The sequence below is a fragment of the Acidimicrobiales bacterium genome (genome assembly GCA_036378675.1).
Lineage (GTDB): Bacteria > Actinomycetota > Acidimicrobiia > Acidimicrobiales > Palsa-688 > DASUWA01.
Window position 1 is genome coordinate 1 of the sequence record DASUWA010000043.1, and the last position, 17,442, is coordinate 17,442.

The 17,442-nt window shown below is 64.6% G+C and carries 21 protein-coding genes; 13 read left to right on the top strand and 8 right to left on the bottom strand.

What is annotated here, in order from left to right; genetic code table 11:
• Positions 1-819: 819 nt before the first annotated feature.
• The 4 genes from VFZ97_13740 to VFZ97_13755 all read left to right on the top strand — a co-directional run bounded on the left by VFZ97_13740 (position 820) and on the right by VFZ97_13755 (position 4,521).
• Positions 820-2,085, top strand: coding sequence for an FAD-dependent oxidoreductase (locus tag VFZ97_13740; GenBank protein ID HEX6394494.1), 1,266 nt, complete (start codon positions 820-822; stop codon positions 2,083-2,085).
• Positions 2,082-2,999 (top strand): sigma-70 family RNA polymerase sigma factor, encoded by a 918-nt coding sequence (locus VFZ97_13745; GenBank protein HEX6394495.1) that lies wholly within the window; start codon positions 2,082-2,084, stop codon positions 2,997-2,999. The genes VFZ97_13740 and VFZ97_13745 overlap by 4 nt, the downstream gene beginning before the upstream one ends.
• Before the next feature lie 336 nt (positions 3,000-3,335).
• Entirely contained in the window at positions 3,336-4,088 is a 753-nt protein-coding gene (locus VFZ97_13750; protein HEX6394496.1) for a methyltransferase, read from the top strand.
• A 118-nt stretch (positions 4,089-4,206) separates the two neighbouring features.
• Entirely contained in the window at positions 4,207-4,521 is a 315-nt protein-coding gene (locus VFZ97_13755; protein ID HEX6394497.1) for a hypothetical protein, read from the top strand.
• On the opposite strand, the gene VFZ97_13760 is transcribed toward VFZ97_13755, so the two are convergent.
• From VFZ97_13760 to VFZ97_13775, 4 genes are all read right to left on the bottom strand, one after another.
• On the bottom strand, positions 4,492-4,890 hold the full coding sequence (locus VFZ97_13760) for a type II toxin-antitoxin system VapC family toxin (protein HEX6394498.1): 399 nt from the start codon (positions 4,888-4,890) through the stop codon (positions 4,492-4,494). The genes VFZ97_13755 and VFZ97_13760 overlap by 30 nt on opposite strands.
• Positions 4,887-5,069 carry a hypothetical protein gene (locus tag VFZ97_13765; GenBank protein HEX6394499.1) on the bottom strand — a complete coding sequence of 61 codons (183 nt, stop codon included), beginning with the start codon at positions 5,067-5,069 and terminating at the stop codon, positions 4,887-4,889. The genes VFZ97_13760 and VFZ97_13765 overlap by 4 nt, the downstream gene beginning before the upstream one ends.
• A 124-nt stretch (positions 5,070-5,193) precedes the next feature.
• Entirely contained in the window at positions 5,194-5,541 is a 348-nt protein-coding gene (locus VFZ97_13770) for a hypothetical protein (protein ID HEX6394500.1), read from the bottom strand.
• A gap of 18 nt (positions 5,542-5,559) precedes the next feature.
• Positions 5,560-6,249 carry a hypothetical protein gene (locus VFZ97_13775; protein HEX6394501.1) on the bottom strand — a complete coding sequence of 230 codons (690 nt, stop codon included), beginning with the start codon at positions 6,247-6,249 and terminating at the stop codon, positions 5,560-5,562.
• A gap of 129 nt (positions 6,250-6,378) precedes the next feature.
• On the opposite strand from VFZ97_13775, the gene VFZ97_13780 reads away from it, so the two are divergent.
• Positions 6,379-6,969 carry a hypothetical protein gene (locus VFZ97_13780; GenBank protein ID HEX6394502.1) on the top strand — a complete coding sequence of 197 codons (591 nt, stop codon included), beginning with the start codon at positions 6,379-6,381 and terminating at the stop codon, positions 6,967-6,969.
• Positions 6,970-7,039: 70 nt separating this feature from the next.
• Here VFZ97_13780 and VFZ97_13785 read toward each other — a convergent pair whose 3' ends face one another.
• The gene (locus VFZ97_13785; GenBank protein HEX6394503.1) at positions 7,040-7,384 is read right to left on the bottom strand and encodes a hypothetical protein; all 345 of its coding nucleotides are present in this window, start codon (positions 7,382-7,384) and stop codon (positions 7,040-7,042) included.
• Between the two features lie 115 nt (positions 7,385-7,499).
• Between VFZ97_13785 and VFZ97_13790 the strand changes: the two genes are divergently transcribed.
• The 4 genes from VFZ97_13790 (at position 7,500) to VFZ97_13805 (ending at position 11,127) form a co-directional block, all read left to right on the top strand.
• Positions 7,500-7,976: a hypothetical protein gene (locus VFZ97_13790; protein ID HEX6394504.1), complete on the top strand. Its 477-nt coding sequence runs from the start codon at positions 7,500-7,502 to the stop codon at positions 7,974-7,976.
• On the top strand, positions 7,973-8,527 hold the full coding sequence (locus VFZ97_13795; GenBank protein HEX6394505.1) for a hypothetical protein: 555 nt from the start codon (positions 7,973-7,975) through the stop codon (positions 8,525-8,527). The genes VFZ97_13790 and VFZ97_13795 overlap by 4 nt, the downstream gene beginning before the upstream one ends.
• A gap of 698 nt (positions 8,528-9,225) precedes the next feature.
• Positions 9,226-10,518, top strand: a complete 1,293-nt coding sequence (gene ltrA / locus VFZ97_13800; GenBank protein ID HEX6394506.1) for a group II intron reverse transcriptase/maturase — start codon at positions 9,226-9,228, stop codon at positions 10,516-10,518.
• A gap of 207 nt (positions 10,519-10,725) precedes the next feature.
• Positions 10,726-11,127, top strand: coding sequence for a nuclear transport factor 2 family protein (locus VFZ97_13805; protein ID HEX6394507.1), 402 nt, complete (start codon positions 10,726-10,728; stop codon positions 11,125-11,127).
• A 262-nt stretch (positions 11,128-11,389) separates the two neighbouring features.
• On the opposite strand, the gene VFZ97_13810 is transcribed toward VFZ97_13805, so the two are convergent.
• Together VFZ97_13810 and VFZ97_13815 are read right to left on the bottom strand one after the other, a co-directional pair.
• A complete protein-coding gene (locus tag VFZ97_13810) occupies positions 11,390-12,280 on the bottom strand; it encodes a transposase (GenBank protein ID HEX6394508.1) in 891 nt (296 codons plus the stop codon).
• A 12-nt stretch (positions 12,281-12,292) separates the two neighbouring features.
• A complete protein-coding gene (locus VFZ97_13815; GenBank protein HEX6394509.1) occupies positions 12,293-12,439 on the bottom strand; it encodes a hypothetical protein in 147 nt (48 codons plus the stop codon).
• Positions 12,440-12,882: 443 nt separating this feature from the next.
• Here VFZ97_13815 and VFZ97_13820 point away from each other — a divergent pair, with 443 nt between their 5' ends.
• From VFZ97_13820 to VFZ97_13835, 4 genes are all read left to right on the top strand, one after another.
• Complete coding sequence (locus tag VFZ97_13820) at positions 12,883-13,119, top strand: hypothetical protein (protein ID HEX6394510.1); 237 nt, start codon at positions 12,883-12,885, stop codon at positions 13,117-13,119.
• 1 nt (position 13,120) lies between these two features.
• Complete coding sequence (locus VFZ97_13825; GenBank protein ID HEX6394511.1) at positions 13,121-14,125, top strand: phosphotransferase; 1,005 nt, start codon at positions 13,121-13,123, stop codon at positions 14,123-14,125.
• Positions 14,122-14,910: a methyltransferase domain-containing protein gene (locus tag VFZ97_13830; protein HEX6394512.1), complete on the top strand. Its 789-nt coding sequence runs from the start codon at positions 14,122-14,124 to the stop codon at positions 14,908-14,910. The genes VFZ97_13825 and VFZ97_13830 overlap by 4 nt, the downstream gene beginning before the upstream one ends.
• Positions 14,911-15,106: 196 nt before the next feature.
• Positions 15,107-16,180: an IS110 family transposase gene (locus tag VFZ97_13835; protein ID HEX6394513.1), complete on the top strand. Its 1,074-nt coding sequence runs from the start codon at positions 15,107-15,109 to the stop codon at positions 16,178-16,180.
• Positions 16,181-17,030: 850 nt separating this feature from the next.
• Here the strand turns inward: VFZ97_13835 and VFZ97_13840 are convergent.
• Complete coding sequence (locus tag VFZ97_13840; protein HEX6394514.1) at positions 17,031-17,435, bottom strand: nuclear transport factor 2 family protein; 405 nt, start codon at positions 17,433-17,435, stop codon at positions 17,031-17,033.
• Positions 17,436-17,442 lie beyond the last annotated feature (7 nt).

Consider the following 17,442-nt stretch of genomic DNA (forward strand, 5'->3'; position numbering starts at 1 on the left):
CCACGCCGGCGGCGACTTCAAAGCCTGCTACCGACAAATCGCCGAAAGACGGGGCCGCAACATCGCCAAGGTGGCGGCCGGCCGCAAAGTTCTCACCCTCGTGTATTACGGCCTTCGCGACGGTCACATCCGTTGCCTCGCACGGGTCGCAGGAGGGTGACGCTCGGACGCAGCCAGCAGTCCAGCCCGCAGAACGGCATGACCCCCTGCCGGGTCGTCATTATGTGATTGGGCACTGTTGGCTGCGCCGGATCGCTCCATGCTCGGACCCGGCCACACCGGTCGGGGCCCGGCGAAGACATGACCAAGCAGCCGAGCGGCCTGCTTGAACCCCACAACCCACGGGGAACTGGAGACGACCGCGCCACGCGTCCATGGCCACAACGGCGAAAGACGCGACCGCGAAGCCCCTGACGGGGCTTCAACATCCATTATCCGAACCGGACTGACCGGGCCGTCAAGGCTTCCCCTCCGGGCGGCCTCCGGCCGGCCTTGACCGCCCTACCCCCGACGACCCACTCGCCGAAGGCCACCCTCGCGCGCTCACACATCAACTAACACTCGCCCGCAACGCCACGAACCCACAACCAAAACGGACTCCGCGGGCGGAGACTCTGCTTGACAAAACCCACTGCTTCAGACATGCCGTTCTGCATCCGACCGATCATCGCTCGAGTCGGATTATTATCGATCGGGCGTTCTGGATAATCAGGATCGGCACCTCGGCGGATACCTGCGGCTCACGCTCCGGGCGGCGCGTTCCGGGCTACCCGCACTCGTGTCAGGGCGAGCCGACAGGCCTTGAAATTTCTCAGAACGATGTCACAAGAGTTGGGGCGGCGGCGTCATTTCTGCATGCGAGAACATGACATAGATCCCGTAGTGGTCATCGGAGCGGGGTTGGCAGGGTTGACCGCTGCGGCGACTGCTGCCCGAGCAGGGAACCGGGTGGTCGTGGTGGAGGCCCACGGCGGCGGAGGTCGGGCGCGCACCGACGAGCGGGGCGGCTACCTATTCAACCAGGGTCCGCACGCTATCTATCGGGGCGGCGAGGCGTGGCGGATACTGCGCGACCTGGGGGTGCCGCATCGTGGTCATCTACCGCCGTTGCGCGGCGCCCGGGGTGTCCGCGACGGCAAGCTGGTGCGGCTGGTATGCGGCCCGATGGGCTCATTTATCGCCAGACTTGTCAAGGCGTCTCCTGCGAGATGGGCGGGTCGAAGCGCTGAAGAGTGGGCCGGTTCTTTGGGGAAAAGCCGTGACGTGTCCGAACTGACTCGGATGTTCATTCGAGTGACCTCCTACGTGGCCGACCTCGAGCGCATGCCAGCCGACCTCGCCATTTCGCAGCTGAAGCTGGGTTTCGTCGGGGGCGTGTCCTACCTCGACGGGGGATGGGCAACCCTGGTGGCGGGCCTCTTGTCGGCCGCGTCGGAAGCCGGTGCAACCATTCGGACACACCAATCCGCCACCGCTATCAATGGCGTCCCGGGAGGATGGGAAGTCTTACTCGCGGGAGGCGAGGTGCTGCCTGCTGCTGCGGTGGTGGTCGCCGCCGGCGGCCCCGCAGCGGCCCGCAAGCTGCTGCCGGTCGACCCGGGCTGGCCTGAGCTCGGACCCGCGGTCACCGCAGCCTGCCTGGATCTCGGGCTGCGGGGACATCGCCCTCCGCTGGTGTTTGGACTGGACGAGCCGTTGTACCTGTCGCGGCATTGCCCGCCCGGTAACCTGGCGCCCAGAGGAGGGTCCCTGGTGCACGTAATGCGCTACGGGGCACGCGACGCACGTTTGGATCGCTCCGAACTTCACGTCCACGCCCGTCTGGCCGGAATTACTGACGGTCACATCGTTGAGGAAAGGTTCCTGGCCGACATGGTCGTCACTCACCTGCTTCCCAGCCCTGACCAAGGGTTAGCCGGCCGGCCGGAGGTCGCCGTGCCCGGGGCGGAGGGGATTTACCTGGCAGGCGACTGGGTGGGGCCCACGGGATGGCTGGCCGACGCGGCGATGGCTAGCGGCGAACGCTCTGGCATGCTCGCAGCCCGGGCACGGGAGGGAAGGCGCACCTACCCGAGGGTCGCGTGAACCCTGGCTCCGCAGCCGGCAGCGTGGATGTCTTCGAAGGGGAGCGTCCGCGCCTGACCGGCCTGGCCTACAGGATCACAGGCTCATTAGCGGACGCCGAGGACGTGGTGCAGGAGGCATGGATACGGTGGGCCACCTACAACGTCGGCAGCGTGGACAACCCGGCCGGTTGGCTCACGACGGTCACCTCCCGCCTGGCGCTCGACCGTCTGCGAGCGCAGCGCCGGCGGCGGGAGGAGTACGTCGGGCCGTGGCTTCCTGACCCGGTTCGGACCGCCAGGAGCGTTGAGGAATCGGCCGAGCTCGCCGAGTCGCTGACCCTCGGGTTCCTCGTCCTGCTCGACTCGCTGGGCCCCTACGAGCGGCTCGCTTTCCTTCTCGGGGACGTCTTCGGCGAGCCCTACTCGATCATCGCCGAGACACTCGGAAAAACCGAGCCGGCGTGTAGGCAGCTGCTTTCCCGCGCAAGGCGCAAGATGCATTCGGCCCGGCCGAACGGCGGGACTCCCGATCCGGGCCCTGCCTCGGGCGAACTGTTGGTACAGCTCATGGACTCCGTGCTCGCAGGTGACGAAGGGAGGGCCTTGAGTCTCCTCGACCCCGACGTCGTGCTCACGTCCGACGCCGGGCCCACCCGACGCGCAGCCAGACATCCCGTTGTCGGTGCCAAACGAGTGCAACAGCTTCTCAGAGGCGGCTGGCGGCTGTTCGGATTCAAGACTCGCCCGAGCCGCGACGAGCTACCGTCTGCACGCCTCGTCGACATCAACTCGAGCACTTCGCTCGTGATGGACTGGCCCGAAGGGCCGATCGTTATGACCTGTGAGAGCATCAACGGGCGTATCACCTCAATATGGCTCCGCCTCAACCCCGACAAAACCGCAGCCGTCAACGACCGGCCGCCCATCGTCTGAGATTTTCACCAATGCGAGTCGATCCAGGGCAGGACCGATCTTCGGAACCGACAAGATCACGCCCGAATAAGTACCGGCCGCCCGGTGTTACGGAGTGGTCGTCGCATACCGGCGGTGGTAGGACACGCGCCCAACGTGCCGATCTGGCGCTGGGCCGAGGACGCTCCAATCGGATTATGGATCGGCCCTTCTGCACCGACAGTCTGCTTCCGAATCAATTGCCGCAGCGCCCTCCGGGCTCCCTTGAGGTGTGTCCCGATGGCCAATTTGGGCTTTGGGATGGTTAGTGCTGGCGCGGGCTTGGCCGGTTCAAGCACGGAAAGATCTCGATCCCCCATGAGCGCCCGACCTATGGTTCTGCTCTTCGCGGGGGTTCGGATCCAGGACTCGTGGAAAGAACTCGAGTACTGCGTCCGAACCGGAGAGCCGGCGTTCCGAAAGCGGGGCGTAACCGACCCCTTCGCCGAGATCGCCCAGGACCCCGACGACGCTGCCACCTTCGACGCAGCCATGGCGTCGGGAACCCGTCTCACCGCGCTGGCGGTAGCCGCGACCTACGACTTCTCGCCGACGGTCAAAGTCGTCGACGTCGCTGGTGGCAATGGTGCCCTTTTGGTCGGCATCTTGGGAGCTCATCCGCATCTTGAGGGCATCGTGTTCGACAAGCCGCTGGTGGCCACCCGAGCGAGCGATGAGATCGCCGCCGCCGGACTCGCTGACCGGTGTCGTGCGCTCGGCGGCGACTTCTTCGATGATGTGCCTTCCGGTGGCGATGCTTATCTGCTGAAGCATGTCATCCATGACTGGGCCGACGAACGGGCGATCGCCATCCTTCGCAACTGCCACCGCGAGATGAAGCCGGGTGCCAAGCTGCTCGTTATCGAAGGTGTCTATCCGGACCGGATCGATGAGTCGCTCGAGAGCCGCGGTGCGGCCGCCAACGACGTCAACATGCTCGTGAGTACCGGGGGCCGGCAGCGCTCAGAGGCCGAATTCCGCTCGCTCTACGACGCTGCCGGGTTCACCTTGAGCCGGATCATCCCAACTCCGGCCATGGTCAGCATCATTGAGGGTGTGCCTAGCAAATAGGCCCTGGGAGTCGGCGTCGATCAGCCACTGCGCACCTCGGGAGTACAGGTGGCGCATCGTCCGCTCGTCGTGATCGATCAGATCAAGCTCGGCGAGTTTTGTTGGTAGCGTCCGAGCGGTGCCGGGAGCAGCCACCACCCCCATGATGCGCGCCGCCGTCTATCGCGGCGAGCACACAGTCGTGATCGAAAAGATCCCTGTACCGGAGCTCGAACCAACGAAGGTATTGCTCGAGATCAGCCACTGCGAGATCTGCGGGAGCGACCTCCACATGTCTCGAAGCTCCGGTTCGCGGGTGCACATAATCACGTCGATCGCAGCCCGAGCACGTGCGCGCGAATCGGCGATAAGCGTCACCCGTGTTCCTCCGGCACTCCGTCGCGACCAGCGCCGAATGTCAGGGCTAAGGGAGGTGAAGGGTTCCGACAGGTAGACCGGGTGCGTTCACTAGGTGGCCATCGTCAGTCAGAACCTTCGCGTCGAGATGCTCGGCCAAGGCGACATACAGGGCGTCAGCGACGGTCAGATTGAACCTGAGACGCCATGCGTCGTCGAGCAGGCCCCGAACCTGGGCGACCCGCAGGGGCCACGTCTTCAACTCGGCCACTGCTGTACCGATGCCGTCTGTCGGCAGGACTGCGTTCAGTTCCCAGCGGCGAAGGACCGCCCCGCACTCCACGAAGAAGTGATCAGGAACCCAGGGAACACTGTCGGTGGGTAGTAGACCTCGAAGTGCTCGGCCACGCATCGTGTCGGCCACCAGCTCCACCCCGGCCGAGGCGTCGATGACGACCGGTGTCACGCTTCGCCGAGGGCACGAACCTCAGCCAAGGTCTCGGCTGCCCGCACGGCCGGGCTGGCCGGCTCCCCGCTCTGGCGGTGGTCCAACCAGGCGCGAAAGGTCTCGGCGCTGACCTCATCGTCTGGATTCGTGACGACAACAGCGGGATCGCTGGGCAGGTCAGCTGCATGGCGTGCCATACCGCCATGGTACCGACGGCCTGAGACTTGGTAGCGATCAGAACATCAGCGCATCTAGTTATGGCCAAAAGCCGAGGGCGTCGAACTCGAGCGCCAGACTCGGCGATCCGGCTCGTGCAGGAAGTCAGCGCAACCGTCGCCCGGCGATGACGACTGCTGCCGGACGCCGGAGTTCTGATGGGTCGTCACGGGGATCGTGGTGGTAGGTGACGATGTCGGCGCGCTCGTCTTGGGGGTTGATGAAACGGCGCGGCCACGCGCTGGCGGCCGCTAAGGCCTGGGCTGGGTCTAAACCCATTTCGGCGAGTAGGGCGACCTCTTCAGGAATCGAGCCGACCACGTCCGTCCCTGCCAGCACGGGCACTCCCGCCCGAACCGCATGCACCAACAACTCCGGGAGACGAGATCGAGTCTCGCGTGCCCGCTCCCGACGATCAGGCGGAGCATCGACATCTTCGGCAGCGGCGAGCATCGCACACAGTGTCGGCGTTCAGGCCACGCCGAGACCACCCATATCCGAGATGGTCTGCTCATCAAGACCCGGCCCGTGCTCAATCGAATCAACTCCCGCCGCAACCAGAGGGGCAAGCCCGGGCAACGTGGCGTGCACCGCAACCCGGGCCCCTAACTGGTGGACGGCCTGGCATAACTGCGCGATCAGTTCAACCGGATAGGTCGGGGCCACATCGGTGAAGGTCGGGACGTGAGGAAAATCAGCGATCACTTTCACCCAGGCGGCCCCGCGCCGTACCTCAGCAAGCGCCGAGTCGACCAGGTCCGCCTCCCCGACGGGTTCCACAAGCAACTCCGGGAAATACCGATCCGGTGGTGCGAGGAATCGACCCGCCGCTCGGACCGCCGGCAAACCCTCCACCCCCGATAGTTCGAGGATGAGCCCACCCGGAGAGCCCACATCCCGTATCAATGTCACCCCTGTCTCGGCCCAAGCGACCAGACTTGCCCGCGCTTGCTCTAAGTCAAGGGCCACCGGACCGTCTGGCCCCCTTCCCACCGCCGGGTGAGAATGCGCATCCACCAAACCAGCCAACACGAATCGACCCGGCAGCGCCTCTGCGTCACCGATCGGCTGCTCGGACCACTTGCCGTCCTGACCGACCCACCACGCCCTGGCTTGGTCACCGAACGGCAACTCGATCCCGTTTACCGCCCAGCTGACCACAGCTCCAGCATCGCGCCAGATCAGCAGCGCCTGCGATTACGCACCCGGCCCGCCGGAACACACCGATTCGGCGCCTTCAGTGGGCTCCTGAGCCGTTCGTCGTTTCACCCTGGTCCCCTGGAGGCAGGGATGCAAGCCCACGCGACGAACGTCAAGTTGGACATGACCCGCGGCAGCCTCCCGAGAGCCGAGCGCCATAGGCGCTTTCGATTCAGGGTCGTCGCCGCGGCCCTGATACTTGCCGCTGGCGGATGCGCCTCATCCCGAAATGCATACCCGGAACGCGCACCAGAGCTCTCATCCTGGCTGTATCTCGATTCGACACAGGTGCGAGCCGGGACACCGATCAATGGCACACTCATCGTCACCAACTCCACAAAGCACACCATCGGCGCGCCTCCGGGCTGCGCCACCAGCTACGAGGTCGTGCTTACCAGCTCGAGTTACCACCCCATGGTGGCGTGGCCAGCCGTCTGCGCGTACAACAGACGTAGCGCCATCTCCTTCCATCCAGGGGACACCAAGATTGCGATCAAGGTCCAAACGACCTACTTGGCCTGCTCACAACAGCCAACATCAGGTTCAGTCACGCCCATGTGTGATGGGGGCGGCCAGCTACCCCCTTTGCAAGCTGGCATTTACTACACCGACCTGGTGAGCAGCGGGAACTTCCTCCTTGTATGCCCCCCGGTCCAGGTGACGTTGCTCAGCCCAACTTGAAACAGAACATGAGCGCATCCAGTTACGGCCGCGACATGGGCGAGGACGCGAGATATCGGCGATCGGGGTTTCAGCCCGTTTCGGCTCCCACGTCTGGGCGATGGGGTATTCGCAGAAGGGCAACCGACAGAGCCGCCCATACGAGGATCAGCCCAACCCACACAAGGAGCTGCTGCCAACCGGAGAGGTCTGGTCCGACTCGTGACCCGAGAATCCCCACGTTCCAACTCGTGGGAGGTGAGGACGGCTGCGAAGGGCTAAGGAAGCTGCCATATTCGATACCCCCGGTGCCATAGATGCGGTTTCCGGAAAGCCCGAGGGTCGAGACATAGACGCCCACAGCAAGAAGGGCGAGAGCTAGCGAGACAACCAGGACTACTCGCTGACCGATTCCGAGGCGACCAAGCAGCGGCACGTCCATATTGTTCTCGCGCTCCGGCGATCCTTTGGTTGACGGTTGGGGACGGGCGCGTGATTCGATCCTATGCGCTTCCGCGGCGTGTCATCTCAATGTCGTATCGTCTTAGCCCGTGTCTGTCGAGGACCCCCTGGGGAGGGTACGGCCGACGGAGGTTCTTGGTCGGTTCACCCTGCCTGTAGGGGCGGCCCTTCTTGTTGGTGGGTTGGCGACCGTGGGAGTCCAAGTCAAGAACGTCATCGACTTCTTCTTCGGCCCGGTCGGCGGCCGTCTCGTGTCGATCTCCGGGATCGTGAGGCTGCCCACAGCTCTTTGTTTGCTTGGATCTGTGTTGGTTCTGATGATGGACGGGGGCCGACGGTTACGAGCACTAGCTTGCGTGCTAGGGGCGGCGACGGGTTTGATCTTGATCGGGCTCAGCATTGTGGGGCTAGTGGGAGTTGTCGAGTTGGCGACCCCCGAGCACGGTCACAGTGCCATCTTGAAAGCCTCAGATGCTGCGTCGCAAGCAGTCGGATATGTCACGATTCTTGCCTTGGCCGCAGCCTTCCTCGTCTTGGCCTCAATGTTGTTGAGGCAAAGAGCGTGACCGACAGCGACGAGCCTTCTCTGCTGTTCTTGCGACCGGTTTCAGGTCTTGTAGCCAGTCTTCTCCTTTTGGCAGTGGTCGCGGCGATGGTGGCGGCTTTACTTCAGACGATCAGCCTGACCATCACAAACCCGGTCCCCGTCGATGGCTCTAGCTTCTCCTTCATTGGCTCACCGCCCGTGGACTTCGCGGATCGGCTGAGCGTCTTCACTTCTGCCGGCACGAATCTGACCATTGTGTTGATGCTTATCGCAGCGTCCGTGCTAAGCAGCCTCCAGCAGCCAAACCTGTGGCGTCGAGTGACTGTTACCTCAGTGGAGCTTCTCGTGGTCATCGTCGTGGTGTCTGACATCGTCATGGCGATCGAAGTGGGGGTCAGCAACGGCCCACTCTTGTTCCCAGGCGTTGACACCACAACACGAGCGACCGCAATCGTCGGCCTCCTAGCCCCTGCTGCTGTTGCCTCCGCTGCGGGTTTGGTCGCTTTGCTCGGGTCCCGTCACAACGCTCAAAAACACGAACCCGCCTTGTCTCCGACTGACCCCGAATAACAACGCATCCGATTATTTGTCGCCGGAGATCAGGGCCCACCGACCGAACGCCGGAGCTCGACACCGACCCGCTCGAGATCGCCGACTACGAGGTGTGTCCTGAAAGGGGAGTGGTGACGATGTAGAAGGTTGTTGTCACGAGCCGTGCTGTGCTGGTGATGGAGGTTGGCCCTCCGGGATCGCCGATCAGGCGGAGATCCCAAACCACCGCAAGCTGCTGCGTTTAAGAGGCGTGGTGGTGAGCGTTGCGGAAAAGGCCCCGTGTGAGGGGTCAGGTGTGCGACATGAAGACGAACGTGAGTGAACCACTGATGACGCATCGAAACGGCGAACGATGACATCGAAACCGGGGAATCTCGTAGTTCCCGGGATGAAGGCGTGCCCGCTGGTCGGGTGGGCCGGGGTCAGGAGGCTGCCTGGTGGCTGTCTTGACGGTGTCCGGTGTAGAGGTGGCGTGAGCGTGTCGCAGGCGCTGGCATGGAACAGGAGAACCTGTCGCCCCGATAGTGACGGCCAGTCGAAATGGGTGTTGTCGGCCCCCTGGTCGCGAGAGGGAGAACGCCAAGGGAATACCACCCGGAGGCGGAGAGTACCGATGCGGGGCACAGGGGCGGACCGGCCCGTAGTAGCGGTGAAGGCTCTGTAATGGGGCTGGAGTGACGGGGCCGGGCGGATCAGATCGACCGGAGGCCAACCCTGTGGGGGAGGAGCCGACGGAGGGATCGAAGCCTACGAAGCGGAAGTCGTTCGACATCGAAAAGCGCCTGGTCTTCCGGGCGTGGGAGAAGGTCCGGGCCAATGCTGGGGCGCCGGGCGTGGACGCCGTCAGCATCGACGTGTTTCAGGAGCGGTGGGGGGACATCCTCTACAAGCTGTGGAACCGGATGAGCTCGGGGAGTTACTTCCCGGGCCCGGTGCGGGCGGTGGAGATACCGAAAGATCATGGGGCGGGGGTCAGGGTCCTTGGTGTGCCCAACGTGGCTGACCGGGTGGCCCAGACCGCAGCAGCGATGCTGCTGGAAGACAAGCTGGAACCGATCTTCCACCCTGACAGCTACGGCTACCGCCCAGGGCGCTCCGCCCAGGACGCGGTCGAGACCTGTCGAAGGCGGTGTTGGGAGCACGACTGGGTGATCGACTGCGACATCCGGGCGTTCTTCGACTCCGTCCCCCATGACCTTCTCATGAAGGCGGTCGCTCACTACACCAGCGAAAGATGGGTGCTGCTCTACATCGAACGGTGGCTCAAAGCCCCCATGCAGATGCCGGACGGCACCCTGGTCCCCAGGGAGGAAGGAACCCCGCAAGGGTCGCCGATCTCACCGGTGTTGGCCAACCTGTTCATGCACTACGCGCTCGATCGTTGGATGGACCGGGAACACCCGGGCTGTCCGTTCGAGCGTTACGCGGATGACATCGTGATCCACTGCGACAACCAGACCCAAGCCGAAAATCTTCGGGCCAAGGTCGCCGAACGGCTCGAGACGGTTGGTCTCGAACTGCACCCCGACAAGACCCGGATCGTGTACTGCAAAGACTCGAACCGGCCCGGAACCTCGGAGCATGTCAGCTTCGACTTTCTCGGGTTCACCTTCCGGGGGCGCCTGCTCAAAGGCCCATACGGACACTTCACAGGGTTCGTGCCGGCCATAAGCAGTAAAGCACGCAAGGCGATCGGCCAGAAGATCAGGACTTGGCATCTCAACCGTCGCAGCTGGGCGGACCTCTCCAGCCTCGCTACCGACATCAACCCGGTGACCACAGGCTGGATCAACTACTACGGAGTCTTCTACCGCTCCGAGTTGCGCTTCCTCGCATGGCGCATCAACGACCACCTCGTCAGATGGGCCATGCAGAAGTTCAAACGATTCCGAAAGCGATACGCCAGAGCATTCGACTGGCTGGTTCGTGTACACCACCACCAGCCAGCCCTATTCGCTCACTGGCAACTCGCCCCACCGCTTCGAGGCCGACCCGTGGGAGCCGGATGACGGGAGACTGTCACGTCCGGTTCTGAGAGAGCCGGGGGGTGAAACTCCCCCCGGCCACTCGCCCGGGTGGCGAAGGTTGTTCGCCGCCTTGGGATAACACGGTGCGCCGGCGTTATGGCGCTGTCGCCGGGACGACAGAAGGCCTTGACTGGTGCCCGGCTTGGGTGTACTCCTTGGCGTCGGCAAGCTGATCCAGGAGGGGAAACGATGAGCAACGTCAAAACCATGCAAGAGCTGTATGCAGCCTTCGGTCGTGGTGATATCGAAATGGTGCTGGGAGGCATGGATCCGAACATCGAGTGGCGGGAAGCTGAAAACAACCCCTACCAGCCCAGCGGTGAACCCTGGATAGGCCCAGACGCCATCGTGAACAACCTCTTTGTCAAGCTAGGTGCGGATTGGGATGGATTTACCGTCAACCCGAAAGAGTTTCATGAGGCGGGTGAGACGGTCGTGGTCGAAGGTCGCTACGCGGGCACCCACAAGGTGACTGGGAAGCACCTTGACGCCCAGATGACACATGTCTGGCGCCTTCGGGATGGGAAGGTGACCGGGTTCCAGCAGTACGTCGATACGGCCCAGCTTCGAGAGGTGATGGGCGAGAACTAGAAGGGGCCCGCGGCTGGGTCCGAGCGGAACGATGCTCCTAGGAATGTCAAGGGGTCATTTCTGATTCTTTCGGTGGGGTCGTCGGCGGGGGTTGCGGCAAGACACGGATGGGCCAGCTGGCTGGCTCTTAGTAGGCCAGCGGTCCCTCGCCGAGGAGATCTCGGATGGGTGGCGGCGGGTCGACAGATCGTTCTAAGCACCTGCCCGCGTGCGGGTTGTCAGCCGATTCTCGGGGCAGACCCGCCACCACGACGGTCGCCGGTTAGACGGCGGCGATGATGTAGGGGTAGATCTCGCGCGAGATGCAGCGCTTGAGGATCCTGATGATCTCTTTCTTGGTGCGCCCGTCTTTGGTTCGACGCTCCACGTAGGCGATGGTACGCACGTCGGAACTCATCCTGGTTATGACGATGTGCCATAGCGCTGCGTTGGCTTGGCGGTTGCCGCCGGGGTTGAGCCGGTGTCGGGTGATCTTGCCCGATGACGCTTCGAGGGGGCTGACACCGCACAGCCGGGCCCATGCCGGCTCGGACCTGATGCGCTCCGGGTTGTCTCCAGCAGCGACCAACAACGCGGCCGCGGAGTGTTTGCCGACCCCGTAGAGGCTGATCAGCCCGGGAGCGGTCTCGGCCAGCAGGGCGTCGAGAAGCTTGTCGAGTTCTCTGCGTTCGGAGTCGAGCTCGAGGACCCGCCGTCCCAAAGCCCGCAACGCTGTCTTGGTCGCATAGCCGACCGGGTCGCTGTCAGCTCTGGGGCGCATCGCGGCCGCGCGTTTCGCGACCAGAAGGCGGGAAATCCCTTCTAGTGACTGGCGGATCTCCTCAGGAGCGGTGAAGCCGAGATGTCGGATCTGGTTCAGCGAAGCGATCTTCATGTCCCTGGCGGACCGCCTGGCGACCATCAGCGCTCGGATCGCTTCCACGTTGCCGTCCTTGGTCTTGGCTACACCGAGTTGGCGTTGCCCCTGCGCGGCCCTCGCTGCTTCGATCGCGTCCACCGTGTCGTTCTTGCCCTTGCGCCGGCGCTCCTGGCGGTTCGGTCGGTCCACCTCCAACGCTTCGACCCCACAGTCCCTGAGGAATCTCGCCAGGGGCGCCCCATACGACCCTGTGCCCTCCACCCCGACACGCTCCAGTTCCCCGAAGCCGGCCATCCACTCCAACAACTACCGGTTGCCCTCCGCCGAGGTCGGAAACGACTCCACACCGAGAAGGCCACCAATACGATCGAGCACCGCGGCAACATTCACATCCAGGTGGATGTCCACACCGCGCGTGACCGGGCGCGGGCTATCTACGATTGTCACAGCCATCCCTCTCTTTCCTGTCTTGGATTCGGGATGGCACCGCCGCTTCGTGCGGCACGGTGGGTCGTCCTGTTGGCGCAGGGCGATCCGCCGCACTCAACCAGCGGCACCACCACCGAGAGACTGGTCGACAACGCTGCTCTCGGACAGGTTGACCGTCAACCCTCTCTACAAGTCAGACCAGACCTCGGCAAGCTGAACGTAACCCTCACCACGATCCAGACGGTGGATGCTCGATCAGCTCCACCCACATCCTCCGTGCCGAATCCGGCACGGCGGGATTGGGCGCACGGACATCGTTCTGCGCTCATGGCCCGTCGTCATGTCGCGGGTACGCGTGAGTGTCAGGCCTCGACGGCGTAGAGCTTCCACGTGCCGGGGACGCCTTTCAGTTCTGTTCGCCTCGGTCTGTGAACTCGATGCCGGCCCCACCGACGAGGTCGGTAACTGTGGATGAGACGGGGACCTCACCCGCGGTCGGTGGAACGCTTCCTCCACGCTGCGGCCGCGGGGCCGCCGCCTACCTTCTGACCTGGGTTGAGCGGGGAATCTCGCACGCAACGCATCACTGTCACGTGCTGCGCTTCGACCTCGACGGGCGCTTCGCTCGTGATCAGTTCTTCTGTGGCGGCCGGTGGGATGCCGGTCTGCTCGCCGAGATGGCGTCGGCCGACAATGCTGGTTGACGTGCGCAGCTTGGCTCCGTCGGTAAATGACCTATTGGCCGAGGTGGACGACCGTGAGCCGTTCGTCAATCCCGATGGCCGCTCGAGCGCCGTGTTCGAACGGGTGTGGATCGCCGGTGTGGCCCACGTCGTGAAGTATCTGCATCTGGATCACGACTTCACCATGCGTGTGTCGGGAGATCTGAGCTGCCGGACGGTGCGGGCCTGGGCTGGCGGACTACTGGATTCAGCGGGGGGCCTGATCGACCACGCCATCGTGGGCGCCGCCCTCGGGCACGGCCGCAACCGCTGGGGCGCGGCCCTGCTGATGCGCGACGTCTCAGCCGAACTGCTTCCCGCTGGCGACGTGGTGATCCCCACCGCCGACTACGCGACCTTCCTCGACCACCTCGCCGGGTTTTGCGCGGCGACGTGGGGCTGGCGCGACGATCCCGAAGCGGGGCCGGGCCTGCTGCCCTACGAAGCCCGCTGGGCGTGGTTCGGCCGTGCGGCCATCGAGGGCGAGCGCGTCCTGGGCTGGCCGGAGCGTGTACCTCAGGTAGCCGAGGAAGGGTGGCGCCGCTTCGACGAGCGTGCTCCGCGGGATCTCGCCCGTTTGGTCGATGAGCTGCGCTGGGACACGGGGCCTCTCGCAACTGCGCTCAGGGAGACACCGTCGTGCTTCTTGCACGGCGACGTAAAAGCGTCGAACACGGGCACGGCAGTCGATGGACGCACGGTGCTGATCGACTGGGCGTATGTCGGTGAGGGGCCTGCGTGTCACGAGCTGGCCTGGCACCTCGCGCTCGACCGGTCCCGGCTGCCGATGTCCAAGGAGTCGTCGATCGAGGCGTTCCGTACCGCCCTGGAGGGCCACGGTGTCGACATCGGCGGGTGGTGGGACCGCCAGCTCGGCCTGTGCCTGCTCGGAGCGGTAGTGCAGTTCGGGTGGGAAAAGGCTCTAGGCGACGGTGAAGAGCTGGCCTGGTGGTGCGACGCAGCGCGGGATGGAGCGGCCTTTCTGTGACAACCGACGCAGCAGCCGCCTACTCCGTCACCGGCGGGGCATGGCAGGAGGGACCTGGACGCATCTACGACCGCCTAGCCGAAGTGCTCGCCGCCCGCTGCCCGGTTCCTCTCAAGGGATGTCGCGTGCTAGACGTGGGTGCGGGGACGGGCGCTGTGACCCGCGCCGTCCTCGGGGCCGGCGCCTCTGGGGTCGTCGCCATCGACGTGGCCTTGGGGATGCTCGCCTACGACGCCGCCCGACGTCCGCCCGCTGTCGTGGGCGACGCTGTCGCCCTGCCTTTCGACAGATCGACATTCGATGCGGCGGTGGCGGCGTTCTCCCTCAACCACCTGGCCGCTCCCGCTGACGGTCTGCGCGAGATGGCCCGTGTCACCCGACCAGGTGGCGCTCTTCTTGCCGCCGCCTACGCCACCGACGACACCCATCCGGTCAAGGCAGCCGTCGAAGATGCTCTCGCGGCGCGGGGATGGTCGCCACAGCCGTGGTACGCGGCGCTACGCACGGAGGTCACACCGCTGATGGCGACGGTCGAGGGCTGCGCCGCGGCTGCGAAGGGTGCCGGCCTCGACGCCCGTGTAGAGCTGATCCGGGTGCCGTTTCCTGAGCTCGACCGCAGCCACCTAATCGACTGGCGGCTCGGGATGGCCCAGCACGCGCCCTTCCTCACCCGGCTGTCACCCGACGATCGGGCCGCCGTTTCGGCCGATGCTCTTGCTCGCCTTGGCGACGCCACCGAACCGCTGGTGCGCTCGATCCTCGTCCTCCAAGCGATCAGGACATGAACACGCGTGCGGCGAACCGGCGCGCCCGACCACCACCGCCGCCGGGTGCTCGGGCGCGCCGAACGCTCACGCAGTTGTAATGGAACGGCCGGCTCGGTTCCGCAACAAAATGCGTGGGTCATCCGCGTGAGTTGTGGATGGAGCCACATACGGAAGGGAGCCGACCGTGTCCAGAAATAGTCTGTCGCATCGGGGAGTGATTCACCTCGGTATGGACGTCTCGAGGGATTGGATCGCTGTGGGGGTGTTGCGCCCGGAGGATCGGGTCGCGGATGTGGAGAAGATCGCCCACGATGAGGAGTCGGTCCGCCGGCTGGTGACCCGGTTGGGTTCCCCGGGGAAGCTGTGGGCGTGTTATGAGGCCGGTCCGACCGGCTACGAGTTGCACCGGCTGTTGGGCCGCCTCGGTGTGCGTTGCGATGTGATCGCCCCTTCGCTGATACCTCGGGCCCCGGGCGACAAGATCAAGACCGACCGGCGTGACGCGAAGCGGCTGGCTCGCCTGCACAGGGCTGGTGAGCTGACGCCGATTCGGGTGCCAGCGCCGGCGGAGGAAGGCGTCCGCGATGTCTGTCGGGCCCGCAGGGTTGCGGTGCGGGACCTGAGCAGGGCTCGGAACCGCATCGGGTCGTTCCTGTTGCGCCACTCGGTGGTGTGGCGTGATGGGGACACCTGGACAATCAAGCACCGAAACTGGGTGGCTACCCGCTATTTCGACGACCCCGCTGTGCGAGTGGCGTTCCAGTTCTACCTGGCCGAGTTATCAACCCGAGAGGCCACGTTGGAAGCGATGGAGGCGGAGCTGAGGACCTGGTTCGCCCACGACCTGTTTGTCGACGCGGTAACCCGCCTCGGCGCCTATAGGGGTATCGAGCACGTCGGTGCGTTGACATTGGCAACCGAGATCTGTGACTGGCGCCGGTTCAACACAGCCGGGGCGTTCATGAACTTCTGTGGGCTGGTTCCTCGCGAGTACTCCAGCGGCGAGTCGACCTGGCGGGGGCAGCTGACTCACGCCGGCAACGTCAACGTGCGCGACCAGCTGGTCGAATCCGCGTGGTCGTACCGTTACGCCCCGGTCCTATCCGCCCGCATCAAGCGCCGCCAACAAGGGCTCGACCCGATGGTGGTCGCCCGATCCTGGAAAGCCCAGCAACGCCTATGTGCCCGCTGGCGGCATCTCGCCGGACGCAAAGAAAACAGGAGCACCGTCGCCGCCGCGGTCGCCAGGGAGCTCGCCGGGTTCGTATGGGCCGAGATCACCGCATGAGATGAGCAGGTCAATCCGAGTGCCTCGCCGATCGGCGCCCGAGGCATCCGGGACTTCCCAGACGCGCCAGCCAACCGCCATCGCAGACCCGACGCCCGTACATTCTCTGCCGCCACCCCGTGGCGGCGAACGCAGTGAGGGGCCAACTTCTGCGCAATCACACTCTGCGATTCCGACACGCGTACATGAGAGTGGCGGTGGTCCGATCCACGATCGGCTGGCCCGTCTGACAAGCCCCCGACCCAGACCACCACCCCTCCCCCTCGGGGGAGGCGTAGCAGCCGCCACCCCAGCGTCAAGAACCGTTCGTCCTCGGCTACGCCTGCGGGCGCTGCGTTCTTGACCCCAGGGCCCCCGCCGCCTGCTCAATCAACAAACATCGCCCCGGACCTTCGGTCCGGCGCGTCCAAAAGGCCATCCCAAAGGAGCCTCGCGACCCACTTGACAGGCCGTTCCACATGAGAATGTCGCTGGAAACGACCGTCAAGGCGATCCGATCGACGGTTCCCGAGCATGCCTCGGCCCGACGCAGCCGTCGAAGGGTGGTACCGAGCGTGCCGCCAGATCGCTCGTGGGCGCGGAACGGCTGTTCGAACGCAGAATGACGCCCGGAGCTACCTCCGAGCGAGGTGTGTGCCGCGACAGAACCGGCGATCCCGCGACCCGGGTCGTCATCATCAATGTCATTCACCGGCCCGAGCGCATAGGCCTGACGGCGGACACTCGAGTTGACCCCTTTGCGTGAGCCACTTGAGCGGCTGCCCGCCTTCAGATTTGGCCGTCCTTCTGTGGGAACCTGGTGAACTCACCTCGTGAGAATCCCAGGCGGACCACCGGCCTTACCGTGCAGCTAGGGCTTCGCGAAGACGGATCGCCACCAGGCAGCAGTGTCGGTGAAGTGCTGCATTCGCGCGACCTTCCCGTCCCTCATCTCGAAAAGCTGCGCCGATTGCACATCCAGGGGAGTCCCACCTTTCCCCTTCCCGCGGAACCGACTTATGACTACGACCGCATCGCTTCCGTCAATGAACCGCTCCGGTGTCACGGTGAAGTCATCCCAGTTCTCGGGGACAGTCGCGAACACCTCGCTCGCAACTGCATCCTGCCCGCGGTGGGTTCCGGCGAAGGGTAAACCAGTATCTTCAGCTTCGATCCACTCGATGTCGGGCGTGAAGTTGCTCAGCACCGCGGGAATGTCACCCTTGGCGAATGCCTCATAGGCCGCTCGGATCGTCCTGACATCATCTTGAGACATCTTCGGC

Coding starts and splice junctions, on each gene's coding strand:
- VFZ97_13740 (HEX6394494.1), top strand. CDS start 820: ATGTCACAAGAGTTGGGGCGGCGGCGTCATTTCTGCATGCGAGAACAT.
- VFZ97_13750 (HEX6394496.1), top strand. CDS start 3,336: ATGAGCGCCCGACCTATGGTTCTGCTCTTCGCGGGGGTTCGGATCCAG.
- VFZ97_13765 (HEX6394499.1), bottom strand. CDS start 5,069: ATGGCACGCCATGCAGCTGACCTGCCCAGCGATCCCGCTGTTGTCGTC.
- VFZ97_13770 (HEX6394500.1), bottom strand. CDS start 5,541: ATGCTCGCCGCTGCCGAAGATGTCGATGCTCCGCCTGATCGTCGGGAG.
- VFZ97_13780 (HEX6394502.1), top strand. CDS start 6,379: ATGCAAGCCCACGCGACGAACGTCAAGTTGGACATGACCCGCGGCAGC.
- VFZ97_13805 (HEX6394507.1), top strand. CDS start 10,726: ATGAGCAACGTCAAAACCATGCAAGAGCTGTATGCAGCCTTCGGTCGT.
- VFZ97_13810 (HEX6394508.1), bottom strand. CDS start 12,280: ATGGCCGGCTTCGGGGAACTGGAGCGTGTCGGGGTGGAGGGCACAGGG.
- VFZ97_13815 (HEX6394509.1), bottom strand. CDS start 12,439: ATGGCTGTGACAATCGTAGATAGCCCGCGCCCGGTCACGCGCGGTGTG.
- VFZ97_13840 (HEX6394514.1), bottom strand. CDS start 17,435: ATGTCTCAAGATGATGTCAGGACGATCCGAGCGGCCTATGAGGCATTC.